This is a genomic window from Streptomyces sp. NRRL WC-3742, from assembly GCF_000720635.1.
GTDB lineage: Bacteria > Actinomycetota > Actinomycetes > Streptomycetales > Streptomycetaceae > Kitasatospora.
Genome location: NZ_JOCF01000045.1, coordinates 19,377 through 44,671, shown reverse-complemented (window position 1 = coordinate 44,671; position 25,295 = coordinate 19,377). Strand labels below are relative to the sequence as shown.

General features: G+C 71.8%; 19 protein-coding genes and 2 pseudogenes. 13 read left to right on the top strand and 8 right to left on the bottom strand.

From position 1 onward, the window contains the following. Positions 1–99 precede the first annotated feature (99 nt). The 4 genes from IH61_RS0124065 (at position 100) to IH61_RS0124050 (ending at position 5,170) form a co-directional block, all read left to right on the top strand. Positions 100–879, top strand: coding sequence for an ATP-binding cassette domain-containing protein (locus tag IH61_RS0124065; protein ID WP_031073216.1), 780 nt, complete (start codon positions 100–102; stop codon positions 877–879). Beyond that, a complete protein-coding gene (locus tag IH61_RS0124060) occupies positions 876–2,159 on the top strand; it encodes a sugar ABC transporter permease (protein ID WP_031073214.1) in 1,284 nt (427 codons plus the stop codon). The genes IH61_RS0124065 and IH61_RS0124060 overlap by 4 nt, the downstream gene beginning before the upstream one ends. A gap of 40 nt (positions 2,160–2,199) precedes the next feature. Continuing rightward, the gene (locus IH61_RS0124055) at positions 2,200–3,429 is read left to right on the top strand and encodes an ROK family transcriptional regulator (protein WP_031073212.1); all 1,230 of its coding nucleotides are present in this window, start codon (positions 2,200–2,202) and stop codon (positions 3,427–3,429) included. 175 nt (positions 3,430–3,604) lie between these two features. Continuing rightward, on the top strand, positions 3,605–5,170 hold the full coding sequence (locus tag IH61_RS0124050) for an alpha-L-arabinofuranosidase B (RefSeq protein WP_031073210.1): 1,566 nt from the start codon (positions 3,605–3,607) through the stop codon (positions 5,168–5,170). Positions 5,171–5,268: 98 nt separating this feature from the next. Here the strand turns inward: IH61_RS0124050 and rbsD are convergent. From rbsD to IH61_RS0124030, 4 genes and pseudogenes are all read right to left on the bottom strand, one after another. Then, positions 5,269–5,655 (bottom strand): annotated as a pseudogene (rbsD, locus tag IH61_RS0124045) (D-ribose pyranase); the annotation flags it as partial. Then, positions 5,652–6,569, bottom strand: coding sequence for a ribokinase (locus IH61_RS0124040; protein WP_031073207.1), 918 nt, complete (start codon positions 6,567–6,569; stop codon positions 5,652–5,654). The gene IH61_RS0124040 and the pseudogene rbsD, both read right to left, overlap by 4 nt. Positions 6,570–6,648: 79 nt before the next feature. Next, positions 6,649–7,005: pseudogene (locus IH61_RS0124035) on the bottom strand (substrate-binding domain-containing protein); the annotation flags it as partial. Between the two features lie 157 nt (positions 7,006–7,162). Next, positions 7,163–8,563, bottom strand: coding sequence for an RICIN domain-containing protein (locus tag IH61_RS0124030; protein WP_031073202.1), 1,401 nt, complete (start codon positions 8,561–8,563; stop codon positions 7,163–7,165). Positions 8,564–9,048: 485 nt separating this feature from the next. Between IH61_RS0124030 and IH61_RS0124025 the strand changes: the two genes are divergently transcribed. The 3 genes from IH61_RS0124025 to IH61_RS0124015 all read left to right on the top strand — a co-directional run bounded on the left by IH61_RS0124025 (position 9,049) and on the right by IH61_RS0124015 (position 14,485). Continuing rightward, the gene (locus IH61_RS0124025) at positions 9,049–9,468 is read left to right on the top strand and encodes a ribonuclease domain-containing protein (protein ID WP_031073200.1); all 420 of its coding nucleotides are present in this window, start codon (positions 9,049–9,051) and stop codon (positions 9,466–9,468) included. A gap of 193 nt (positions 9,469–9,661) precedes the next feature. After that, entirely contained in the window at positions 9,662–12,421 is a 2,760-nt protein-coding gene (locus tag IH61_RS0124020) for a beta-L-arabinofuranosidase domain-containing protein (RefSeq protein ID WP_031073198.1), read from the top strand. 261 nt (positions 12,422–12,682) lie between these two features. Next, a complete protein-coding gene (locus tag IH61_RS0124015; protein ID WP_031073197.1) occupies positions 12,683–14,485 on the top strand; it encodes a cellulase family glycosylhydrolase in 1,803 nt (600 codons plus the stop codon). 76 nt (positions 14,486–14,561) lie between these two features. Here the strand turns inward: IH61_RS0124015 and IH61_RS0124010 are convergent, their stop codons facing one another. Then, positions 14,562–15,512, bottom strand: coding sequence for a LysR family transcriptional regulator (locus IH61_RS0124010; protein WP_031073196.1), 951 nt, complete (start codon positions 15,510–15,512; stop codon positions 14,562–14,564). 161 nt (positions 15,513–15,673) lie between these two features. On the opposite strand from IH61_RS0124010, the gene IH61_RS0124005 reads away from it, so the two are divergent. From IH61_RS0124005 to IH61_RS0123990, 4 genes are all read left to right on the top strand, one after another. Then, a complete protein-coding gene (locus IH61_RS0124005; RefSeq protein WP_031073193.1) occupies positions 15,674–16,369 on the top strand; it encodes a type 1 glutamine amidotransferase domain-containing protein in 696 nt (231 codons plus the stop codon). A 4-nt stretch (positions 16,370–16,373) separates the two neighbouring features. Continuing rightward, positions 16,374–16,949 carry a TetR/AcrR family transcriptional regulator gene (locus IH61_RS0124000; protein WP_031073191.1) on the top strand — a complete coding sequence of 192 codons (576 nt, stop codon included), beginning with the start codon at positions 16,374–16,376 and terminating at the stop codon, positions 16,947–16,949. Positions 16,950–17,008: 59 nt separating this feature from the next. Next, a complete protein-coding gene (locus IH61_RS0123995; RefSeq protein WP_031073188.1) occupies positions 17,009–18,022 on the top strand; it encodes an NADP-dependent oxidoreductase in 1,014 nt (337 codons plus the stop codon). 112 nt (positions 18,023–18,134) lie between these two features. Further along, complete coding sequence (locus IH61_RS0123990) at positions 18,135–19,454, top strand: aldehyde dehydrogenase family protein (protein ID WP_031073187.1); 1,320 nt, start codon at positions 18,135–18,137, stop codon at positions 19,452–19,454. 161 nt (positions 19,455–19,615) lie between these two features. Here the strand turns inward: IH61_RS0123990 and IH61_RS0123985 are convergent, their stop codons facing one another. Both IH61_RS0123985 and IH61_RS0123980 read right to left on the bottom strand, forming a co-directional pair. Next, positions 19,616–20,170 (bottom strand): hypothetical protein, encoded by a 555-nt coding sequence (locus IH61_RS0123985; RefSeq protein ID WP_158845238.1) that lies wholly within the window; start codon positions 20,168–20,170, stop codon positions 19,616–19,618. Positions 20,171–20,396: 226 nt separating this feature from the next. Beyond that, positions 20,397–21,305 carry a LysR family transcriptional regulator gene (locus IH61_RS0123980; protein WP_051837808.1) on the bottom strand — a complete coding sequence of 303 codons (909 nt, stop codon included), beginning with the start codon at positions 21,303–21,305 and terminating at the stop codon, positions 20,397–20,399. 297 nt (positions 21,306–21,602) lie between these two features. On the opposite strand from IH61_RS0123980, the gene IH61_RS0123975 reads away from it, so the two are divergent. Continuing rightward, entirely contained in the window at positions 21,603–22,280 is a 678-nt protein-coding gene (locus IH61_RS0123975; protein ID WP_031073182.1) for a FadR/GntR family transcriptional regulator, read from the top strand. Continuing rightward, complete coding sequence (locus IH61_RS0123970) at positions 22,277–23,716, top strand: amino acid permease (RefSeq protein WP_031073180.1); 1,440 nt, start codon at positions 22,277–22,279, stop codon at positions 23,714–23,716. The genes IH61_RS0123975 and IH61_RS0123970 overlap by 4 nt, the downstream gene beginning before the upstream one ends. Positions 23,717–23,801: 85 nt before the next feature. On the opposite strand, the gene IH61_RS0123965 is transcribed toward IH61_RS0123970, so the two are convergent. Beyond that, positions 23,802–25,265 (bottom strand): SulP family inorganic anion transporter, encoded by a 1,464-nt coding sequence (locus IH61_RS0123965; protein WP_234327311.1) that lies wholly within the window; start codon positions 25,263–25,265, stop codon positions 23,802–23,804. Positions 25,266–25,295 lie beyond the last annotated feature (30 nt).

Here is a 25,295-nt window from a genome sequence, read left to right as displayed (position 1 = left end):
TCCGGCCGCGGGTAGCGCGTGAGCGCTCGGCCGTACCAGTGGGCCCCGGCCGCCGGCGGCGCGAGGCCCACTCCCGTCACATCCCCAGGAGCCTCACCCATGACAGAGACACCGATTCTCGAGCTGCGCGGGATCGACAAGAGCTTCGGCCCCGTCCAGGTCCTGCACGACGTCGCGTTCAGCGCCCACGCGGGGGAGGTCACGGCGCTCGTCGGCGACAACGGCGCGGGCAAGTCGACGCTGGTCAAGTGCATCGGCGGCATCCACCCCTTCGACGCGGGCGACTACCTGTTCGAAGGCCGTCCCGTCCAGGTGCACAGCCCGCGCGAGGCCGCCACGCTCGGCGTGGAGATCGTCTACCAGGACCTCGCGCTCTGCGACAACCTCGACATCGTCCAGAACATGTTCCTGGGCCGGGAGAAGCGCCGCGGCCTGGTGCTGGACGACGCGACGATGGAGGAGATGGCCGCCGCGACCCTCCGTGGGCTGTCGGTGCGCACGGTCAAGTCCCTCCGGCAGAAGGTCTCCAGCCTCTCCGGCGGCCAGCGCCAGACCGTCGCCATCGCCAAGGCGGTGCTGTGGAACAGCAAGCTGGTGGTCCTCGACGAACCGACCGCGGCCCTGGGCGTCGCGCAGACCGCGCAGGTCCTGGAACTCGTCCGCCGGCTGGCCGACAACGGGCTGGCCGTCGTGCTCATCTCGCACAACATGAACGACGTCTTCGCGGTCTCCGACCGGATCGCCGCGCTCTACCTCGGACGGATGGCCGCCCAGGTCAGGGCCTCCGACGTGACGCACGCCCAGGTCGTCGAACTGATCACCTCGGGTCGCAGCGGCGACCTGGGCCCGCAGACCACCCCCAAGGGAGCCGCCGCATGACCGCCGCCCTCGCCCCGCAGAAGCCCGAGCGGCCGGACCGTCCCGCCGGATCCGACCCCGCGGAGGGCCGGCCGCCGGCGGCCGGCCTGGCCGCCCTCGGCCGGGGCTACCTGGACCAGGTGCGCGCGGGCGAGCTCGGCGCCCTTCCCGCCGTGGCCGGCCTGGTCGTGCTGTGCGTGTTCTTCGCCGTGCTGCGGCCGGTCTTCCTGTCCAACCTGAACTTCGCCAACCTGCTCACCCAGAGCGCGGGCAGCATCGCCATCGCCATGGGGCTGGTCTTCGTCCTGCTGCTCGGCGAGATCGACCTGTCGGCCGGATACGCCAGCGGGGTCTGCGCCGCGGTGCTGGCCATCCTGCTGACGAACCACGGCTGGCCCTGGTACGCCGCGGTGACCGCCTCGATGCTGACCGGCGCGGCCATCGGCCTGCTCATCGGCACACTGGTCGCCAAGGTCGGCATCCCCTCCTTCGTGGTGACACTGGCCGCGTTCCTCGGCTTCCAGGGCGTCGTGCTGATGCTGCTGAAGGAGGGCACCAACGTCTCCGTCAAGGACCCGACCATCCTGGCCATCGCCAACGACAACCTCAGCCCCGTCATCGGCTGGGTCCTGCTGGCCGGCTGCGTCGCCGCCTACGCCGCCGTGCAGGTGCGCCGCAGCCGTGACCGGCGCGGCCGGGGCCTCGCCGGAACCCCGGTGACGCTGCTGGCGATTCGCACCGGAGCCGTCGTCGTGCTCGGCGGACTGGCCGTGTACCTGCTCAACCAGGAGCGCAGCCGCAACGTCCTCGTCGGCTCGCTCAAGGGCGTTCCCATCGTCGTGCCCGTGATCGGGGTCCTCCTCCTGATCGGGACCCTCACCCTGCAGCGCACCGGCTTCGGCCTGCACGTCTACGCGGTGGGCGGCAGCCCCGAGGCCGCCCGCCGGGCCGGCATCAACGTCGCTTTCATCCGCACCGCCGCCTTCGTCATCTGCTCCTGCCTGGCCGCCGTCGGCGGCATCATCGCCGCCTCGCGGGGCAACTCGGTGGACCCCAACACCGGCGGCAGCAACGTCCTGCTGCTCGCCGTCGGCAGCGCCGTGATCGGCGGCACCAGCCTGTTCGGCGGCCGCGGCCGGGTGGTCGACGCCGTGCTCGGCGGACTGGTCGTCGCGGTGATCCAGAACGGCATGGGGCTGATGGGCTACACCTCGGGGGTCAAGTACGCGGTCACGGGATCGGTGCTGCTGGTGGCGGCGGGTGTGGACGCCATGTCCCGCCGCCGCTCGGCCCTACGATGAGGGTCGCCGAGTCCAGCCCGACGATGAGAGTCCCCCCGCCATGAAAGCCGGTCCTTCCCAGGAAGAGGTCCGTCAGCAGAACCTGGGAGCCCTGCTGCGCCACGTCCACTACGACGGGCCCACCTCGCGCGCCGAGCTGGCGACCAGGCTCGGCCTCAACCGCAGCACCATCCTGGGCCTGGTCGGCGATCTGACGGCCGCGGGCCTGGTCCGTGAGGAACTGCCGCAGGAGACCCGCCGGGCCGGGCGGCCCTCACTGGTCGTCAAACCGGAGTCCACCCAGGTGCACGTGCTGGCGGTCGACCTGGGCGTGGAGCGGCTGGCGGCCGCCCTGATCGGACTCGGCGGAGTGTTCCTGGACCGCCGCGAGTGCCCCTGGCCCTCCGGACACCCGCAGGACCCCGCCCAGGTGGTCGCCGTCCTCGCGGGATTCGCCCGCGAGATGCTGGACGGCGCCCCGGCCGGCAGCTCGTGCATCGGCATCGCGGTGGCGGTGCGCGGCATCGTCCGCCACCCCGACGGGCTGGTCGGCCTCACCCCCAACATGGGCTGGCGTGACCTCGACTTCGCCGGTGCGTTCACCGAGCGGCTCCGCCTGGGTGTGCCGGGCCTGGACGTGCCGGTGCTGGTCGCGAACGACGCCAACCTCGCCGCACTCGCCGAGCACCGCAGGGGCGTCGGCCGCGGCACCCGGAACCTGGTCTACCTCAACGGCGAGATCGGGATCGGCGCCGGAGTGATCATCGAGGGCGAACTCCTGCGCGGCGCACGCGGATACGCGGGCGAGGTCGGCCACATGACCGTCAACCCGTACCGCGGACGGCCGTGCGGCTGCGGCGCCCACGGCTGCCTCGAGGCCGAGGCCGGTGAGCGCGCCCTCCTGGAGGCCGCCGGCCGGGACGCCACCGTCACCGGGGCCGAGGCGGTGCGGTCGGTGGTCACCGCCGCCGACCGCGGGGACATCACCGCCCGCGAGGCGCTGCACCGCGTCGGCGACTGGCTCGGCATCGGCATCGCGAACCTGGTCAACGTGTTCGATCCCGACCTGGTCATCCTCGGCGGGACGCTCCGGGACGTCTTCCTCGGCTCAGCCGCCCAGGTGCGCAGCCGGATCAACACCAACGCCCTCGCCGCGGTACGGGAGCACCTGCGGCTGCGGGTCGGCGAACTCGGCGCCGACACCGTCCTGATCGGCGCCGCCGAGCTGGCGTTCACCGAGGTGCTGACCAACCCGCTGGAGACGCTGACCCGCTCCGCGTCGGCCACCTGAACCCGGTTCGATTCCGGCCGGGTCGACACCGCATCAGCTGCACGAGCATTGACGCCCGGTGGATGTTAGCGATAACAATTTCCAGGGCGTGCAGCTCCAAGGCCCACCCCACCCCACCTCACCCCACCTCACACTGCACTCCCACCTCACGCCCCACCCCGTGAAGGAGTTCTTCGTGATCAAGCGATTGTGGATACGCCGCGTCAGGCGCGCGATCCTCGCGACCGGCACCACCGCCGTACTCGCCGCCGGCCTGCTCACCGCCACGGCCACCACCTCGCAGGCCGCCACCGAGGGCCCGTGCGACATCTACGCCGCGGGCGGCACGCCCTGCGTCGCCGCGCACAGCACCACCCGGGCGCTGTACGGGGCGTACGGCGGCCCGCTCTACCAGGTGCGGCGCGCCTCCGACGGGGCGACCAGGGACATCGGCCCGCTGAGCACCGGCGGATACGCCAACGCCCCGGCCCAGGACTCCTTCTGCGCCGCCACCAGCTGCGTCATCACCGTCATCTACGACCAGTCCGGCAAGGGCAACAGCCTCACGCAGGCGCCCAAGGGCGGCTTTCCCGGGCCGGCCGCGGGCGGGAACGACAACCTGGCCAACGCCTTCGAGGCCCCGGTCACCGTCGCCGGCCACCGGGCCTACGGCGTCTACATCGCCCCCGGCACCGGCTACCGGAACAACCACACCAACGGCATCGCCACCGGCGACCAGCCGGAGGGCATGTACGCGGTCCTCGACGGCACCCACGCCAACGGCGGCTGCTGCTTCGACTACGGCAACGCCGAGACCAGCGGCACCGACACCGGCAACGGCCACATGGAGGCCATCTACTTCGGCACCAACACGGGCTGGGGCCGTGGCAGCGGCAACGGCCCCTGGGTCATGGCCGACCTGGAGAACGGCCTGTTCTCCGGCGCCAACCGCGGTCTGAACCCGGGTGACCCCACCATCAACGACCGCTTCGTGACCGCCATCGTCAAGGGCGGGCCCAACCAGTGGGCCATCCGCGCCGGCAACGCCCAGTCCGGTGGCCTGTTCACCGGCTACAGCGGACCGAGCCCCAGCGACTCCGGCTACCGCCCGATGCACAAGGAGGGCGCCATCATCCTCGGCATCGGCGGCGACAACAGCAACGGCTCCGCCGGCACCTTCTACGAAGGCGTCATGACCTCCGGCTACCCGAGCGACGCCACCGAGAACGCCGTCCAGGCCAACATCACCGCGGCCGGATACAGCAGCGCCCCGACCGGCAGCGGCTCGCTGACGCCCGGCTCCAGCGTCTCCCTGCAGGCCACCACCGCCTGCTGCACCGCCGACTACCTCCGCCACAACGACACCGACACCAAGGCCGTCATCTCCGCCGTTGACTCCTCCAGCCCGTCCACCGACAAGGCCCGCGCCAACTGGATCGTGCGAGCCGGCCTGGCCGACACCTCCTGCCTGTCCTTCGAATCCGCCGACAGGCCCGGAGAGTTCCTGCGCCACTACGGGTTCGAGCTCTACCTGAACACCGACGACGGGGGCAGCAACTTCGCCCAGGACGCCACCTTCTGCCCCACCGCGGGCAACAGCGGGCAAGGGACGTCCTTCCGGTCGGTGAACTACCCGACGAAGTACCTCCGTCATTACGACTACACCGCCTACGTCGCCGGTAACGGCGGCTCCAATGCCTGGGACAGTGCATCCAGTTGGGCCGCCGACACCAGCTGGCTGGTCGGCCGGCCCTGGGTCTGAGCACCGGGTGAGCACCCCCGCACAACGGCCGGCACGCCGAGGCATCCCCTGCCTCGGCGTGCCGGCCGGCCGCGTGTGCGGCTACTCGCCGGGTGCTGGAAGAACACGCCGCACAGCAGCAGCACCTTCGCGTACGGCCGGGCCTCCCCGGTCCGCACCACCAGGCGTGCCCCCGCGCTCAGTTCCTTCAGCGTTTCGTGCGGTACGTACGCGAGTTCGGCGAAGGAGCCGGCCGGCAGTGCGTCCGCGGCGGGGTTCGCCGCCCGCACCTCCTCCGCGGCGAGCGCGCCCTCGATCACCAACTCGTCGAGGAGTCCCGTCAGAACGTCCTCGAACGACGGAACGCCCGCCCGGAAGGCGAGGTCGACCACCCGGGGCCCGCCCGGGATCGGCATCCCCGCGTCACACACGAGCACCCGGTCACTGTGCCCCAACTCGGCGATGGCCCCTGCGAGATGGCGATTGAGAATCCCGCCCTTCCTCACAGCGCCCCGACCTCCTCGGCGGTGGGCAACGACTCCTGGGCCCCGCGCCGCGTCACGGCGACGGCGCCCACCCGGGCGGCGTACGCGGCGGCCTCCGCGAGCGAGGCCCCCGCGCCCAGCTTCCAGGCCAGTGCGGCCGTGAAGGAGTCACCGGCTCCCGTCGTGTCGACGGCGTCGACCTTCACCGGCGCGACCCGCACGACCTCCACCTCCTGCTCCTCCTCGGCGGACGCGACCAGCGCGCCCTCCGAACCGAGCGTCACCACGACCGAGGCAGGGCCGCTAGCGAGCAACTCCCGTACCCAGTCGGCGGGATCGTCGCCGATGGACCCGCCGCCGAGGATCACCCGGGCCTCGTGCTCGTTGACGATCAGCGGATCGCAGGCCGCCAGCACCTCGGCGGGCAGCGCCCGCGGAGGAGAGGGGTTCAGCACGAACCTGGTGCCGGAGGGCAGTTGCCGTACGACCTCCACGACCGACTCCAACGGGATCTCCAACTGCGCCGAGACCACCCGCGAGGCGTGGAACAGGGGCCGGGCGGCCCGGACGTCCTCCGGTGTGAGCCGCCCGTTCGCGCCGGGTGACACCACGATGCTGTTGTCCCCCGACGGGTCGACGGTGATCAGCGCGACGCCGGTAGGGGCCCCGCCCACCAGGACGCCCCGCGTGTCGACCCCCGCGTTCCGCTGCGACTCCAGCAGCAGCCGCCCGTTCGCATCGTCCCCGACCCGCGCGAGCAGCGCGGTGCGCGCCCCGAGCCGCGCGGCCGCGACCGCCTGGTTGGCCCCCTTGCCGCCGGGATGGACGGCGAGGTCCGACCCGAGCACCGTCTCCCCGGCCCCGGGCCTGCGCTCGACACCGATCACGAGGTCGACGTTGGCCGACCCGACGACCAACACGTCGTAGTCGTACATGAAACTCCCCAATCAGGACATCCGAACGGGGTGGCCGGAGCCCCGCTTCCGCGGGCACCCGGCCACCCCTCTTCCCGTCTCAGCCGCTGAACCCGGCCACGTTCTCCTTCGTGACCACCTTCACCGGCACCTTGACGGTCTCCTCCACCTTCTCGCCCTTGATCGCCTTGACGGCGTTGTCCACGGCGATCCTCCCGCGCTGCGACGGCTGCTGGGGCACGGACGCGTACAGGGTCCCCTGCTCGACGGCCTTCAGCCCGTCGGGGGTTCCGTCGAAGCCGACGACCTGCACGGACGTACCGGCCCTGGACCCGAGCGCCTTCACCGCGCCGAGCGCCATCTCGTCGTTCGCGGCGATGACGCCCTGGACGTCCGGGTGCGCCTGGAGCAGGTTGGACATCACGTCGAGACCCTTGGCCCGGTCGAAGTCGGCCGGCCCCGGCGATCCGCGCGGCGGCCTCGCGCTGACCGCCGAGGTCGACGATTCCGGCCCTGGTGGCGGACCTGAGGGTGACGAGCCCGAGGAACCCCGGCCGATACCCGGACGGGGTTCCTCGAGGCGGCGGCGGTCCTCCCGCCCCCGGGGGCTCTGTTCAGCCGCGCAGGCTCCACTGCTGGTTGCCCGCGCCCGAGCAGGCCCAGAGCTGGATCTTCGTCCCGTTCGCCGTGCCCGTGCCGGTGGCGTCCAGGCAGAGGCCCGACTGGGCGGCGGTGATCGTGCCGTTGGAGTTGACGTTCCACTGCTGGTTGGCCTGACCGTTGCAGTCCCAGATCACCACCGCGGTGCCGTTGGCGGTTCCCTGACCCGAGGCGTCCAGGCACTTGTTGCCGTAGACCGTGAGCTGCTTGCCCGCCGTGGAGGTCCACCGCTGGTTGGATCCGCCGTGGCAGTCCCAGAGCTGGGTCTGGGTGGCGTTGGTGGTGGAGGTGCCGGGGACGTCCACGCAGCGGCCCGACGCCTGGCCGACGATCTCCTTGTCGCCGCCGGGGATGGGAGGGGGCGTGGTGGAGGAGAACTGGCTGAAGAACTTCCACACCTCGCCCGAGGTCCAGGTGCGCCAGCCGTCGCAGGTGCATCCGTCGATCGGGCCGGGGTCGTGGCCCGCCCCGTCGAACGCGGCCCAGACGACCGGGTACCCGGACCTGCACCCGGAATAGGTGGTGACGGTGTGCGTCAGGCTGCCGGACGGCGGCTCGGGCGGGTTCTGCGGGGCGCAGCCGTTGTTCCGGACGAACTGGTCGCGCAGCCCTCGTCCCAGGTCGATGGGCAGCACGTTGTCCCGCAGGCCGTGCAGCCCCATGTAGGCGATCGGCTGCGTGCCGCCGTCGCATCCGCTGAGGTTCGCCCCGGAGTAGACCGCGACCGCGCGGAAGACCGTCGGCCGGGCGCAGGCCAGCGCGTAGCTCATCCCGCCGCCGTAGCTGAAACCGGTGGAGAAGAGCTGGGTCGTGTCGATGCACAGCCCGGCTTCGAGCTGCCTGACCATGTCGTCGACGAAGGTGAGGTCCTGGCCGTTGGAGTTGGCCCACCCGTTGTCGAAGCCCTGGGGCGCGACGAAGACGGTGCCGTTGTTCGCGTTGCCCGTGTTGTCAGCCAGCCGCCGCAGGCCGTAGTAGGACCAGTTGTAGCCGTCGGTGCCGCCGGAGTCGACGTCGTTGGCGGTGCCGCCCCTCCAGTGGAACCCGAAGACCAGCCGGTAGGGGTGGTTCTGGTCGTAGTTGGCGGGGACTCGCAGGATGTAGCTGCGGTTCTGGCCGCTGCTGGTGATCGTGTGGGTGCCGCCGGCCAAGGCCGGCGCCTTGCCGCAGCCACCGGTGCCCGCGGCGGTCGTGGCCGGAACGGCGGTCGCGGCCTGGGCCTGGGCCTGGGCCGGAGCCGGGGTCGTGGCCGGGGCGGCGGCCGCGCTGGGGCCGGTGCCCGGCACCATGCCGATCGCGGCCGTGACGAGAACCGTCGAAGCCAGGAGCCGTGCGAAGAGGGATCTGCGCTTCATGTCTCTTCCTTTCCACTGCGGTTCGCAGCGGAGACCGACCGTCCGAGGGTCCACCGCTGGTCGGCGCCGCCGTTGCAGGGCCGGACGATCGCCTCGGTACCGGGGCAGCGAGCTGAGTGAGCGCTCACATGTAGGCTCGCGCCTCCGGGGGCGGCCTGCTCGTGTTACGGGCGCGTTTCGAACTGTGACGCTCCATCAGCGGTAGGAGCCTGTCAAGGAACGGCCGGGCTCCTCTCCCGGTTTCCCGGTGACGGGGCAGGTCGGGGCGGATCCTCCCGGCGAAAGTTTCACGACGGCGGCGACGCGGATGACCGTCGGGCCGGCTGTGCGGGGAGGGAGCGGGTTGGCCTCCGTCCGGATCTGTTAACGATCACAGTTTCTTCCGGAAACGCGTCCGCCCCCGCAACCCGCGGTACATCCGGCTGTTACGCGGACCCCGCAATATGTCATGTCCATCCGCACTTTGAATTCCCTGGAGGGTCCCTGTGCTGACTCAGCGACGTCCCCGGCTGTCCTGGGCGAAGCGGTTCGCGGTGCTCGTCGCCGCCGTCTCGTCCGTCCTCAGCGTGTCCGTGCTCTACAGCCCCGCCGCGAACGCGGCGGTGTTCAACTCCTGCAACATCTCCGGCTGTTCCGCCGCCGCCTCGGCCAACTCGACCTGGTCCTCCCTCGGTTACCCGACCAGCCGCGGCTGGGTCAACTGGCCCGGCGGCCGGTGCAGCTTCGCCGGTGGCGAGTTCTACAACAACGACGGGCAGCTGCCCTCCGGCGACACGTTCTACGAGTACGACGTCTACCCCCGTGGCTGCGGCGCCCACCGGGACGCCTACCGGATCGTCGTCGACTCCAACACCGGTGCGGTCTGGTACTCGCCGAACCACTACACGGACTTCTACCAGCTGTAAGCGCGGCGCCGACCGCCCCGCCCGCGCCGGCTCCGTCGAGGAGCGGCGCAGGTGGGGCGGTCGCACATCCGGACGTCGCACATCTGGACAGTGGTGACGCGCAAGGGGCAGTGTTAGCGCTAACAAGAGTGCTGACGGAGAACCACGAACCGATTTCCTCCGCTCCCACCCCGGAAGGAACAGGTCACTCGCGATGCCGCATTCCCCCCTGAGCCGCCGCAACGTCCTCAAGGCGACCGGCGCTCTGGCCCTCACCCCGGCCGTCGGCCTCGGTCCCGCCGCGACAGCCGCCCACGCCGCCACCCACGCCGCCGCCGACGCCGCCGCCGACGCGGACGCAGTCGGAGCCCCGGCGTCGCCGTTCGACCTCGGTCAGGTCCGGCTCACCACCGGCCGGTGGCTCGACAACCAGAACCGCACCCTGGCATACCTGCGCTTCGTCGACGTCGACCGCCTGCTGTACAACTTCCGAGCGAATCACCGGCTCTCCACCAACGCCGCTGCCGCCGTCGGCGGTTGGGACGCCCCGACCTTCCCCTTCCGCACCCACGTGCAGGGGCACTTCCTCAGCGCGTGGGCCCAGGCGTACGTGGGCACGGGCGACACCACCTGCCGCGACAAGGCCGTCTCCATGGTGGCCGAGCTCGCCAAGTGCCAGGCCAACAACGCCGCCGCCGGGTTCAGCCCCGGATACCTCGCGGGCTTCCCCGAGGCGGACTTCGCCCGGCTGGAGTCCGGATCGCTCAACAACGGCAACGTGCCGTACTACTGCGTCCACAAGACCATGGCGGGCCTGCTCGACGTGTGGCGCCTCCTGGGCAGCACCCAGGCGCGGGACGTCCTGCTGGCGTTGGCCGCCTGGGTCGACCGGCGCACCGGCGCGCTCACCCCGAGTCAGATGCAGGCGCTCATGGGGACCGAGTTCGGCGGCATGAACGCGGTCCTGGCCGACCTCCACCGGCAGACGGGGGACTCGCGCTGGCTCACGGTCGCCCAGCGCTTCGACCACGCCGCCGTGTTCGACCCGCTGGCCGCCGGCCAGGACCGGTTGAGCGGCCTGCACGCCAACACCCAGGTCCCCAAGTGGATCGGCGCCGTCAGCGAGTACCGGGCGACCGGAACGGCCCGCTACCACGACATCGCCGCCAACGCGTGGACGATCTGCACCACCGCGCACTCCTACGCCATCGGCGGGAACAGCCAGGCCGAGCACTTCCGCCCCCCGGGCGCGATCGCCGCCTACCTGACGAACGACACCTGCGAGCTCTGCAACTCGTACAACATGCTCAAACTCACCCGTGAGCTCTGGCAGTTGGACCCCGACCGGGCCGCGTACTTCGACTTCTACGAGCGCACCCTGCTCAACCACGTCCTCGGCGCCCAGAACCCCGCCGACCCGCACGGGCACGTCACCTACTTCACCCCGCTCAAGCCCGGCGGCCGCAGGGGCGTGGGCCCGGCCTGGGGCGGCGGCACCTGGAGCACCGACTACGACAGCTTCTGGTGCTGCCAGGGCACCGGCATGGAGTCCAACACCAAGCTCGCGGACTCCGTCTACTTCCACGACGGCACCACCCTCATCGTGAACCTGTTCGTTCCCACCGTCCTCACCTGGGCCGACCGGGGCATCACGGTCACCCAGACCACCGCGTACCCCGCGGAGGACACCACGACCATCCGGGTCACCGGAAGCGTCGGCGGCACCTGGTCGATGCGCGTCCGCATCCCCGCCTGGGCGTCCGCCGCGAGTGTGAGCGTCAACGGAGTGGTGCAGAACATCGCCACCACGCCCGGCACCTACGCCACCGTCACCCGCTCGTGGACCTCCGGCGACACGGTGACCGTCACCCTGCCCATGCGCGCAGAGCTCCGGGCCGCCGCCGACAACCCGGACGTCGCCGCGGTCACCTACGGTCCGGTCGTGCTGTGCGGCGACTACGGCAGTACCGATCTCGCGGCGCTCCCGGTCCTCGACCCGGCGTCGATCACCCGGACCGGCTCCTCCGGCCTCGCCTTCACCGCGACCGCCGACGGCTCGTCCGTCCGCCTCGTCCCGTTCCACGACGCGCAGGGCTTCAACTACACCGTCTACTGGCGCACCAAGAGCGGCGGGAGCACCGGGAGCGGCGGGTTCCGCCTGCTCAACGCGGGCAGCGGGCTGCTGCTCGGCATCCGGGACATGTCCACGGCCGACGGCGCCCCCGCCCTCCAGTGGAGCGACAACGGCACCGCCGACCACGACTGGGCGCTCGTGGCCGACGGCACCGCGCTCCGCCTGCGCAACGCCAACAGCGGCAAGGTCCTGGGCGTGCAGAACATGTCCACCGCCGACGGCGCCCAGGTGCTCCAGTGGTCGGACAGCGGCACCGCCGACCACCGGTGGTCCGTCGTCGCGGCGGCCGACGGCGCGCACGGGCTGGTGAACGCCAACAGCGGCAAGGCGCTCGGCATCGCCGGCGGGTCCCTCACCCCGGGGGCCTCGGCCGTGCAGGTCGCGGACACCGGCTCGCCGACCAGCCAGTGGTGGTTCGTGCCGACCGGCGCGCGGCGCATCCGGAACGTGGGCAGCGGCCTCGTGCTCGGCGTGCTGGGCATGTCGACCGCCGACGGCGCGACGGCGATCCAGTGGGACGACAACGGCACTGCCGATCACCTGTGGACCGCGGTGGTCGACACCGGCGGCTACCTGCGGCTCAGGAACTCCAACAGCGGCAAGGTCCTCGCCGTCGAGGGCGGCGGCACGGCGAACGGCGCCAGGATCGTTCAGTGGGCCGACGACGGAGCCGGCGACCACCGATGGCGCCTGCGGCACGGTGGCGGCGACACCTTCCGCCTCCAGTCGGCCGTCAGCGGCCGGGTCCTGGGAGTCTCCGGGGCCTCGACCGCCGCCGGCGCCCAGGTCGTCCTGTGGGACGACAACGGTACGGACGACCATCTGTGGCGCTTCGTCTGACCGGGTCGACGGGCTGAGGCCACCGCGTTCAAGGAACGAACGCGGTGGCCTCCCTTGACGCCCCATCGCTTCATGGCTTCACTGGACATCGCCGAACTCGGCCTGCCCGCCCCCTCGTTCGGGCCACTCCCTCGTTCGGGCCGCGTCCAGGTTCGGACCACCCCCCACTGCCCGGCAGGACCCTACGGAGCCCTCCGCGAAGCGCAATCTGGGAGCGCTCCCACAGATCTCTGCCGGGCCAGCGCAGAGAGGACCAGCGACGTGCTCCACCCCGTACGCCGCCTCCGCGACGCCCTGCTGGCCGTCGCCTTCGCGTCAACCCTGCTCGCCGCCCCCGCCGCCGCGGCCGTTCCGGTCCAGGCCGCCCCGGTCGTCCCGGTCGCCCAGGCCACTCCGGTCGCCCCGGCCGGCTCCGGCTACTGGCACACCGACGGCCGTCAACTGCTCGACGAGGCGAACCGTCCCGTGCGCATCGCGGGAGTCAACTGGTTCGGCTTCGAGACCGCCACCTACGCCCCGCACGGCCTCTGGGCCCGGGACTACAAGAGCATGATCACCCAGATGAAGTCGCTGGGGTACAACACCATCCGGATGCCCTACAGCGACGACCTGTTCAAGGGCACCTCGCCGGTGAGCCTCAACACCTCCGGCGGCATGAACGCCGATCTTCAGGGTCTGAACTCGCTCCAGGTCATGGACAAGATCGTCGACTTCGCCGGAGCGAGCGGCCTGAAGGTCATCCTCGACCGCCACCGCCCGGACTCCGCCGGGCAGTCGGCGCTCTGGTACACCGCCGCCGTCCCCGAGTCGACCTGGATCGCCGACCTCACCGCTCTGGCCGCCCGTTACGCGGGCAAGCCGACCGTGATCGGCATCGATCTGCACAACGAGCCGCACGACCCCGCCTGCTGGGGCTGCGGCGACACCGCGGTCGACTGGCGCCTGGCCGCCGAGCGGGCGGGCAACGCCGTACTGGCGGCCAACCCCCAGCTGCTGGTCCTCGTCGAGGGCGTCCAGACCTTCAACGGCGGTTCGTACTGGTGGGGCGGCAACCTCCAGGGCGCCGGGCAGTACCCGGTGCGGCTGAAGGTGCCGAACCGGCTGGTGTACTCCGCGCACGACTACGCGACGAGCGTGGGGCAGCAGAGCTGGTTCGGCGACCCGTCGTTCCCGGCCAACATGCCGGGCATCTGGGACCGGAACTGGGGCTACCTCTTCCAGCAGAACATCGCACCGGTCTGGGTCGGCGAGTTCGGCACCACCCTCCAGGCGAGCGTCGACCGGACATGGCTGAAGGAACTGGTGCGGTACCTGCGCCCGACCGCGCAGAACGGTGCGGACAGCATCAGCTGGACGTTCTGGTCGTGGAACCCCAACTCCGGTGACACCGGAGGGATCCTGAACGACGACTGGACCACGGTCAACACCGCCAAGGACGCCTACCTGGCGGACATCAAGGCACCCGCCTTCGGCACCGGCGACGGAGGAGGCAGCACCGGGCCGTCCGCCCCCGCCGCTGCGACCGTGACCGGTACCACCGCGAGCACCGTCTCCCTCGCCTGGACGGCCTCGACCGGCAACGTCGCCGGGTACGACGTCTACCGCGGCACCACCCTGGCCGGTACGGCCACCGGCACCACCTTCACCGACACGGGCCTGGCCGCCGCCACCACCTACACGTACACCGTCCGCGCCCGCGACGCGGCCGGCAACGTCTCGGCCGCCTCCCCGCCCGTGAACGCCACCACGGCGACCGGCGGCAGCACCACGGGCTGCAAGGCCGCCTGGCACCTCGACAACCAGTGGGGCTCGGGCTTCACCGCCACGGTGACGGTGACCGCCGACACCGCCGTCAACTCCTGGAAGGTGAACTGGACCTGGCCCGACGGCCAGCAGCTCTCCAGCGCCTGGAACGCCACCGTCCAACAGACGGCCGGCACCGTCACGGCCACCAGCCTGGCCTACAACGGCACGCTGGCGGCGGGCAGTTCGACCGCCTTCGGGGTCCAGGCCACCTGGTCGGGCACCAACACCGCCCCGGCACTCGCCTGCACGGCGGCCTGACGCCTGACCGGAACCGCGCCCCCGCCCGGCCGTGTGCACCGCCGGGCGGAGGGTGCGCCCACTCGAGCGGCGACCCTCAGGCGTCGTGGGCGGAGCGAAGCAGGTGGTCGCGGACCAGCGTGACGTGGGGGTTCGTGGACGCTCCCGGGCGTTGGACCAGGAAGCCGGTGTTGATCGGTGGGTCGTCCGGATCGTTGAGGAGGGTCAGGGCGCCCGAGGCCAGGTCGTCGGCGCACAGGTAGCGCGGCAGCACACTGAATCCGGCGCCGCCGACCACCGCCTCCTTGACCGCTCTGAGGTCGGGGATCGTGACGGCCGGCCGGCAGCTCAACCGCCTGCCGAACACGTGCTGCCAGTAGCGTCGGACGATCGGCAGGTCATCGGCGTACGAGACGAGCGGCACTCCGTGCAGGACGGCGGGCCCCTCGGTGGCGAGGCGCGATCCGATCCGCTCGGCCCAGGAAGGCGCGGCGACCAGGACGAACTCCTCGTCGGCCAGTGGCACGGAGGCGAGCGCGCGGCCACGTGGGCGCAGGGTGGCCATGACCAGGTCGTGCCGGCCCGCGCGCAGTCCGTCCAGCAGGTCGTCGGTGAGGCCGAAGGCGATGCGCAGGCGCACCCCCTTGTCGACGAGCGGGGCGAGCGTCGGCATGACGCAGTGCGTGATGTACTCGGCGGGCCCCGCCAGGTGCACGGGCTCCGCGTCGCCCTCCCCGAAGAGGGCGCCGCCGCTGACCGGGCCGAGAGCGTCCAACGGCTCCATGACCCGCGCGGCCAGCTCGTCGGCGAACGGGGTCGGGGCGACGCCGCGCGACAGCCGCTCGAACAGCTCCCGGCCCAGCTGGGTCTCCAGGGAGCGGATCTGCGTCGTCACCGTCGGTTGCGACAGCCCCAGCACGCGGGCGCCCGCGGTGAAGGCTCCGGCCCGGTAGACCGCGAGGAACGTGCGCAGCAGGTTCAGATCGAGGAGGCCGTTCCCCTGCGGTGACGGTATTCCCGGCTGTCCATTGGGATCTCTATCTCTCACATGTACGAGCCTATTGGATTCCGATGGGAAAGGGGCCTACCGTCGAGGAAGTCGCCGCACTGACGAACTGAGTGCGAAGTGTCAGCGCTTCGGAAGCGTCAGCGGCGGCGACGTACCGTCCCCGATCCCCGTACGGGATCCGCACGCTCGGAGCACCCCTCATGTCGAAGATCCTCTTCGTCGTCACCGGCGCCGACCACTGGACGCTGGCCGACGGAACCAAGCACCCCACCGGCTTCTGGGCCGAGGAGGCCGTCGCTCCGTACCAGGCGTTCAAGGCGGCCGGTCACGAGATCGTGGTCGCCACCCCCGGCGGCGTCGTTCCCACCGTCGACCGGGGCAGCCTCGCCCCCGAGGTCAACGGTGGCCAGGAGGGCGCCGACCGCGTCGCCGACGCCCTGGCCGGCTTCGACGAGCTGCGCTCGCCCGTCAGGATCGAGGACGTGGACCTCGACGACTACGCGGCCGTCTTCTACCCCGGCGGCCACGGCCCCATGGAGGACCTCGCGGTCGACGCCGACTCCGGCCGCCTCCTCACCCTCGCCCTGGAGTCCGGCAAGCCGCTCGGCGTGGTCTGCCACGCCCCGGCCGCGCTGCTGGCCGCCACCAGGGCCGACGGCACCAACACCTTCGCCGGCTACGAGATCGCCGCCTTCACCAACGCCGAGGAGACCCAGGCCGGCTTCGCCGACAAGGCGAAGTGGCTGCTCCAGGACCGCCTCACCGAGGCCGGCGTGAACGTCCGGGTCGGCGAGCCGTGGGCACCGAACGTGGTCGTTGACCGGAACCTGGTCACCGGCCAGAACCCGGCCTCCTCCGCCCCGCTCGCCGCCGAGCTGCTCGGGAAGCTGGCCTGACCCGATGGGCACCGACCGGCTCGACGAGGTCCTCGACGCCACGTACGACTGCCTGACCAGGTACGGAGTCCGGCGCACCACGATGGACGACATCGCCACCACCATGGGCGTGTCCCGGTCCGCGGTCTACCAGTACGTCCGCAGCAAGGACGACGCCTTCCGGCGGCTCGCCGGGCGCCTGCACGAGCAGGCGCTCGCGCGGGCCCGCCGGGCGGCGGCCGACAGCACGGTTCCGTACGCCGCCCGCGTCCGGGGCGTCCTCGCCGCCAAGCTCGAACTCGTCCTCGCCCTGTCCGAGGACTCCCCGCACACGGCCGAGCTCCTCGACGACAAGGCCCGCCTCTTCGGCGGGATCTGCTCCGCCTTCACCACCGACCTGCGCCTCCTGCTCGCCGATCTCTTCGCCGAGGCGGGCACCGTCGCGGGGGTCGGGCCCGTCGAGGCCGCGGACATCTGCATCGCGCTCGTGGTCGGCCTGGAGAACGCGCCGGACGCGCACCGCCTGCTGCCCCCGGGATCCGACGCCCTCGTGGCAGGACTGCTGGGCGTGCCCGTCCCCGCCGTGACCGCGGGCAGCTGACCTCCCTGTTCCACTCGCACCACACCTTCACTCGCACCACACCACTCCCTAGGATCGTCATGTCTTTTTCCAGCCGTGAATGGCACCTGATCACCCGCCCCGTCGGAGAGCCGAAGGACTCGGACGTCGCGTTCGAGACCGCCGTCGTGCCCGACCCGGGCCCCGGCCAGGTCGTCGTCCGCAACGACTACCTCTCCGTCGACCCCTACATGCGCGGGCGGATGAACGCAGGGGAGTCCTACATCCCGCCGTTCGGACTGGGCGAGGCCATGACCGGCTCGGCCGTCGGTACCGTCGTCGCCTCGCAGGCCCCCGAGGTCCCGGTCGGCGCGACCGTCACCCACTTCCTCGGCTGGCGCGAGTACGCCCTGCTGGGCGCCGCCGACGTTCAGCTCGTCGACCCCGAACTCGCTCCCGCCCAGGCGTACCTGGGCGTCCTCGGCACCACCGGCCTGACGGCCTGGGCAACCCTCAAGGAGGTCGCCCCGGTCCAGGAGGGCGACGTCGTCTTCATCTCCGGTGCCGCGGGCGCGGTCGGTTCCGTCGCCGGGCAGTTCGCCCGCAAGCTCGGCGCCTCGCGCGTCATCGGCTCGGCCGGCGGCCCGGCCAAGGCCAAGCGGCTGACCGAGGACTTCGGCTACGACATCGGTCTGGACTACCGCGCGGGCGACATCGCCGGTCAGCTCGCCGCCGCCGCTCCGGGAGGCATCGACGTCTACCTCGACAACGTCGGGGGCGACCACCTCGACGCCGCGATCCGGACCATGAACCTGCGCGGCCGCGTCGCTCTGGTCGGCGCCATCTCGATGTACAACGCCACCGAGCTGCCCGCGGGCCCGTCGCACCTGCCGCTCGCCATCGGCAAGCGCATCAACCTGCGCGGCATGAACGTCAGCGACCACTACCACCTCGTGCCGGACTTCGCCCGACAGGTGGGCGGCTGGCTCAAGGACGGCTCGCTCGTCACCGACGAGACCGTCGTCGACGGCATCGAGAACACCTTCGAGGCGTTCCAGGCCATGATGCGCGGTGCCAACACCGGCAAGATGCTCGTCCGTCTCCCGCAAGCCTGACCTGAGACCGACCGGCAGACGGGGGCCGCGACGCCGCCCCCGTCTGCCGGTCGGCCCAAGGCACCGACCTGCTGTTCAGCGCCCGCTGAGCGGCGCCAGGAGTACCACCGCCATGTCTGACACCGACACCCAAGCCCTCGTCGCCTCGCTGGGCGCCACGTTCCGCTCCGGCAGGACCAAGCCGCTCGCCTGGCGCCGCGCCCAACTGACCGCACTGCGCGCCCTGTTCACCGACAACCGCGAGGCCATCGCCGACGCCCTCCACGCCGATCTCCGCAAGCCGCGCCCCGAGGCGTACGCCGCCGAGGTCGACCTCCCGATCCTCGAGATCGACCACACCCTCGCCCACCTGGAGGAGTGGCTCGCCCCCGAGCCGCTCGGCGCCCACGCCCTGGCCGGGCTGCCGGAGGGCACGACCGCCGGAACCCACTACGAACCGCTGGGCACCGTCCTCGTTATCGCGCCCTGGAACTACCCGGTCCAGCTGTCGCTCGTCCCGGTCGCCGGGGCGCTCGCCTCCGGCAACACCGTCGTCCTCAAGCCGAGCGAACTCGCTCCCGCCACCTCGGCGTTGATGGCCCGCCTGGTGCCGGAGTACCTCGACCGGGACGCGGTCGCCGTCGTCGAGGGCGGGGTGCCCGAGACCACCGAGCTGCTCGCCCAGCGCTTCGACCACATCTTCTACACGGGCAACGGCACCGTCGGCCGCATCGTCATGCGCGCGGCAGCCGAGCACCTCACGCCCGTCACGCTCGAACTGGGCGGAAAGTCCCCCGTGTTCGTCGACAGCGACGCCGACGTCGACACGGTCGCGACCCGCCTGGCCGAGGCCAAGTTCCGCAACGCCGGCCAGACCTGCGTCGCCCCCGACTACGTCCTGACCGACCCGGCCACCGCCCAGCGCCTGGCGGCCGCCCTCGCCGAGGTCGTGGAACGCCTGTTCGGCAGCGACCCGCAGACCTCGAGCGCGTACGGACGCCTCGTCAACCAGCGCCACTTCGACCGGGTCGCCGCCCTGCTCGACTCCGGCACCCTCGCCTTCGGCGGCACGACCGACCGCGACGACGTCTACATCGCACCCACCGTTCTGACCGGTGTGAAGGCCGAGGACCCGGTCATGCGGGAGGAGATCTTCGGCCCCGTCCTGCCGATCGTCGAGGTCGCGGACCTGGACGAGGCCATCGCCTTCATCAACGACCGTGACAAGCCGCTGGCCCTGTACGGCTTCACCGGGAACGAGACCACGCGCGCCCGCCTCGTCGCCGAGACCTCGTCCGGAGGCATCGGGTTCGGCCTGCCCATGGCGCACCTGCGCGTACCCGACCTGCCCTTCGGCGGCGTCGGTGAGTCCGGCCTCGGCAGCTACCACGGCCCCCACTCCATCGCCACGTTCAGCCACCGCCGCGCCCGCCTCGACGTACCGCTGGGCTGACCCGACCACCTCCCGCCGCACCCCACGGACACGGGCACCCCCTTGCGCCGCAAGGGGGTGCCCGTGCTGCCGCCCCGTCCCGGCCGCACGATCCGCCGCCACGGAACCGAACAGCGCCACGCGCTGACGGGCAGGGCCACGACCGTGTCCAGCCCGACGGTCTACGCCTCGTCGCCCAGGCCGAGGTCGAGGTCGTTCAGCGTCTCGCCGAACCGCTCCAGCGCCGCCTCCGGCCCGCAGCCGAAGGCGCGGCCGATGTACTCCCAGGTCATCATGCTGCTGCGGGCCTTGCGACCGGCCAGCAGCGCGGTCGAACCCGCGGCGCGCTCGAACCGGGCGGCCGCACGGGCGGCGGCGTACGGCCTGCTCTCCGTCAGGTCGCAGATCCGGTCCACCAGCGCCGCGACCAGCTCCTCGACCTCGCGCGGCACCACGCCCTCGGCCAGGTCGACGTGCCACTCCCAGTCCGCGAACGGCCCGGTGGCCTCGCCGATCGCCTCGGTCGCCGCGTCGTCACCGAAGTCCAGCAGGTGCACCCGCTCACCCCGCCAGCCGCAGCTGCACCCACCGCGCACCGAGGCGGCCCGGGGACCGTCCGCACCGTTGTAGAGCCACCAGGTGGTCCGGCCGTCCGGTAGCGGTGCCGGCTCGCTGCCGTCGGCCAACACCGCCGCCGGGAAACCCTGGTGGCGCCCGCTCTCGTCAAACCATGGCATGCCGTGGCCCCTCACGCTCCTGGAGTACGCACCAGGGTTCTCAGCCTGTGACGCACTGTCAAGGGCGTCGGGAGCGAATCCCCTGACCGCGTGCCATGCCTCGCGATCGATCGTCCGTACGTACCGATCTCGTTCGGGTGACCGCTCGGCGGCGGGCCCCGGGGCGTCGCCCTCACCCCCGGCCGGCCCCCGGGGGAGGGGCCGGCCGGGATCCCCGGGGCATCCGTCAGGAGACCGCGGCCAGGGCCTGCGTCGCGAGCATCTCCTCCAGGGCCAGCAGGGCCCGTGGGGCGTGCCGGGTGTCGATGCGGACGGCGTAGATGAACCGCGTCAGCTGCGGGTCGGCCAGCGGGCGCGCCACGACCTGGGTGGCGCCCGGGGGGAGCGCCAGTTTCGGCATGACGGCGACGCACAGGCCCGCGGCCACGAAGCCGAGCACCGTGTTGAAGTCGTCCCCGTCGTAGTCGAGGCGTGCCCGGAAGCCGGGTGTCTGCGCGATCTGGGCGAGCAGTTCCAGGCGCAGCGCCGCCTCCGGGGCCGCGATCCAGGTCTCGGAGGCGAGGTCGGCCAGGTCGATGACGTCCCGCTCGGCGAGGTGGTGGCCGGCCGGGACCACTGCCACGACCGGGTCCCGTGCGACCAGCGTCCGGCGCAGCGTGCGGGGCGGCGGCATGGGGATGAAGTCGTAGTCGTAGCTGAGGGCCAGGTCCATGTCCCCCCGCTTGAGGCGGCTGTAGCCGGCTTCGGGTTCCAGTTGGGAGAGGCTGACCCGCACGTCGGGGTACGTCCTGTGCAGCTGCGCCAGCGCCTTCGGGACGATGCCGGTGGCGGCGGAGGCGAAGGCGCCCAGCCGGATCTGACCGGCCGTGCCGGCGCGTATGGCGTCGAGTTCCGCGGACGCGGCGGCCAGGACGCTCCTGACCCCCTGTTCGGCGCCGAGGAGGACCTCGCCCGCCGGGGTGGGCCGTACGGGCCGGCGTTCGAGCACCCTGAGGCCCGTGCGGCGTTCGAGTTCGGCGATCTGCTGCGAGACGGCGGGCGCGGTGTAACCCAGTTCGCGTGCGGCGGAGTTGAAGGACCCGTGGCGGACGACGGCTTCGAGGGCGGCGAGGAGGCGGGGGTCGAGTCTCTGCATGGTGTTAACGCTCACTTATCTGTCGCGAAGATGTCTTTGCTTGTGCCTGACGGTGAACGGCAGCAGGATTCTTGCTTGCCGCCCCGATGCGCAAGCCTCCGCCCCCGCGCCGCGGCCGGTCGATCATTCGCAGCGGGCACAGGCCGTGCGTCCCACGGGAGTTGCTCCGGATCCGAGCCGTTGACGCCACGGCACGCCATGCCACGGCACGCCACCGAACGCCATCCCCCGGGGAGCACCTCAGTGAACCTGTCAGACAGCCGGACAGTCAGTCCGAGACCCCGGCGGGTGAGCGCCGTGGAAGCGGTGTTCGGCCACCTCCGCGGGGCCATCGAGCGCGGCGAGTACGCGGTGGGGGACAGGCTGCCCTCCGAAGCGGAGCTGTGCCGCACCCTGGAGGTCAGCCGGCCCGTGCTGCGGGAGGCACTCCGGGCCCTCGAGGCGATGGGGCTGACCGTCTCGAAGACCGGGAAGGGCACCTTCGTCGTGGCGACCACGGTCGAGGGCCCCACCTTCGGCGACTACGCCGCAGCCGACCTCCTGGAGGTGCGCCGCCACGTGGAGATCCCGGTCGCCGGGTACGCGGCGCTGCGCCGCACTCCGGAGGACCTGGACCGGCTGGCCCACCTGCTCGACCGGATGGAGCGGGAGACCGACACCACGGCCTGGGTCGCGCTGGACACCGTCTTCCACCTGGCGGTGGCCGAGGCATCCCGCAACCCGGTCTTCCGCCGGGTGATCGAGGAGATCCGTGACGCGCTGGCGCGCCAGTCGGCCTTCCTCAACGAACTGGGCGATCGACGCGAGCAGTCCGACTGCGAGCACCGCGCGATCCTCGAAGCACTGGTCGACGGCTCCGAGCCGGACGCGGTGGAGGCCATGTCCCACCACCTGCGCCGCGTCGAGGCGACCCTCACCGACATCCTGCGCCCCCAAGGCGCGGGCACTCCGACAGAAGGCAGACCCGAGGCGTGAGCGAGCAGTTCCTCAAAGACGAGAAGCGCCCCTCCACCCGTCACGTCGATGCCGGGGACACCGGCTACAGCAAGTCCTTGAAACCCCGGCACGTCAACATGATCGCCATCGGCGGCGCGATAGGCACGGGCCTGTTCCTGGGGGCCGGCGGTCGTCTCGCCCAGGCCGGGCCCTCCCTGTTCATCGCCTACGCCGTCTGCGGCGTCTTCGCCTTCCTCGTGGTGCGGGCACTGGGCGAACTCGTCCTGTACCGGCCGTCCTCCGGAGCCTTCGTCTCGTACGCCAGGGAGTTCCTGGGCGAGAAGGGGGCGTACACCGCGGGCTGGATGTACTTCCTCAACTGGGCGACCACCGGGATCGCCGACATCACCGCGGTGGCCACGTACACCCACTACTGGCACCTGTTCTCGGACGTCCCGCAGTGGGTGATCGCTCTCGTGGCCCTGGCGGCGGTCCTCACCGTGAACCTCATCTCGGTGCGGATCTTCGGCGAACTGGAGTTCTGGTTCGCCATCGTGAAGGTCAGCGCGCTCGTGGTGTTCATGGGCATCGCGATCGTCCTCCTGGTCACCCGGCACCCGGTGGACGGGGCCGTGCCCGGCCCCTCGCTGATCACCGACAACGGCGGGGTCTTCCCCAACGGGCTGCTGCCGATGCTGCTGATCATCCAGGGGGTGGTGTTCGCCTACGCCTCCGTCGAACTGGTCGGCGTCACGGCGGGTGAGACCGAGAACCCCGAGAAGATCATGCCGAAGGCGATCAACTCGATCATGTGGCGGGTGGGCCTGTTCTACGTCGGCTCGGTGGTCCTGCTGTCGATGCTGATGCCGTGGAGCAGGTACACCGCCGGGCAGAGCCCCTTCGTGACCGTGCTCTCCCACATCGGCGTGCCGGCCGCCGGCAGCGTGATGAACCTGGTGGTCCTCACCGCGGCGATGTCCTCGCTCAACTCCGGGCTCTACTCCACCGGCCGCATCCTGCGCTCGATGGCCGTCAACGGCTCCGCCCCGCGCTTCACCGCCCGGATGAGCCGCAGTCAGGTGCCCTACGGCGGCATCCTGCTCACCAGCGGCACGTGCGTCCTCGGCGTGGGCCTCAACTTCGTCGTGCCCGCGGACGCGTTCGAGATCGTGCTCAACCTCGCGGCGATCGGCATCCTCGCCACCTGGGGCATGATCATGGTCTGCCACCTCTTCTTCTGGCGGAAGACCCGGGCCGGAGAGCTGACCCGGCCCGCGTACCGGCTGCCGGGCTCGCCCTGGACCGAACTCGTGACGCTGGCCTTCCTCGCCGCCGTCCTGGTCCTGATGTACGCCGACGGCGGCGCCGGACGCACCACCGTGCTCTGCGTGCCGCTGATCGCCGCCGCGCTGGCCGCTGGCTGGTACGCGATCCGCGGCCGCCTCGCGCGCGAAGCGGCCAGGGACCGCGGCTGACGGAGGCCGAAACCGCGGCTGACGACGGCCGACGGCGCGCCGCCGCTCCCGACCCGGGAGCGGCGGCGCATCCGGTGGCGCCCGGTCAGGCGCGACCGGCCAGTGCGGGGATCAGCCGCACTTCTTCGGGGGCATGGGCGTTGTGGCGGTCGGTCCAGGTGGTCAGCGCGGACTGGCAGGCGTGGTCGAGGTGCCGGAGCCCGGAGAGGTCCAGCTCCACGACGCGGTCGGCCGGTGTCGCTTCGAGGGCGTCCAGGAGCTTGGGCAGCCGGAGGAAGGTGGCGTTGCCCGTCAGCCGGACCCGGAGGAGGCCGCCGGGCCGTTCCTCCGTTTCCACGTGCAGGCGGGAGGTCTCCCAGGCGGCCTTGACGACCGACAGGCCCAGACCGATCAGCACACCCTCGAACATGTTGACCGTGACGATGGCGACGGCGGTGGCCACGAGGACGAGCGCCTCCGCCCGGTGCTCGCGCCACAGCGGTCCGAGCTGTCCGAGCGGCAGCAGCTTGAATCCGGCGTGCACCAGCACCCCGGCCAGTGCAGCGACGGGGATGACGCCGAGCGCCGCCGGGAACAGGGCGGCGAAGAGCAGCAGCCACACCCCGTGCAGCACGCGTGAGGCCCTGGTCCGGGCGCCGGCCTGGACGTTGGCGGCGCTGCGGACGATGACGGCGGTCATCGGCAGGGCGCCGAGGGCGCCGCAGAGTGCGTTGCCCGCGCCCTGGGCCATGAGCTCCTTGTCGTAGTCGGTGCGCGGTCCGTCGTGGAGGCGGTCGACGGCCGCCGCGCTGAACAGGCTCTCGGCGGAGGCGACCAGGGTGAAGGCCACGATCGTCACGAGCAGCGCCGGGGTGAGCTGCCCGATCACGCCGGCGCCGGGGGGCTGGACGGCGTCCAGCAGGCCCTGGACCTCGACCTTCTTCACCGGACGGTGGAGCAGCCAGGCGACGCCCGTGGCGAGGGCGACGGCGACCAGCGCGCCGGGGACGACCCGTATCCGGGCGGGCAGCCGCTGCCACAGCAGGATCACCGCGATGGTGCCGGCGCCGATCAGGAAGGGGTACAGGACGGCGGGTCCGGAGACGAGCCGGAGCAGCAGGCCGGGAAGCCCCAGGAGCTTGTCCATCCCGCTCGAGGGTGCGGGCCGGTCGGCCATCGCGTACAGCTGACCGGCGATGATCACCAGGCCGATGCCGGCCAGCATGCCCTCGACCACGGCGACGGAGATCGCGCGGAACCAGCGGCCCCAGCGCAGTGCGCCGAGCAGCAGTTGGAGCAGTCCGGTGGCGATGACCACGACCCCGAGCGCGGGCAGGCCGAAGCGCTGCACGGTCTCGGCGACGAGGACGGTCAGCCCGGCCGCCGGGCCGCTGACCTGGAGGCTGCTGCCGGGGAGCGCGCCGGCGACCAGGCCGCCGACGATACCGGTGATCAGGCCGAGTTCGGCGGGTACGCCGGAGGCGACGGCGACGCCGACGCACAGCGGGAGAGCGACCAGGAAGACGACGAACGAGGCGGTCAGGTCGTACTTGAGCGTGGGAAATCGCATGGGAGCCCTCATCGGTGGGAGTCCGGTGGT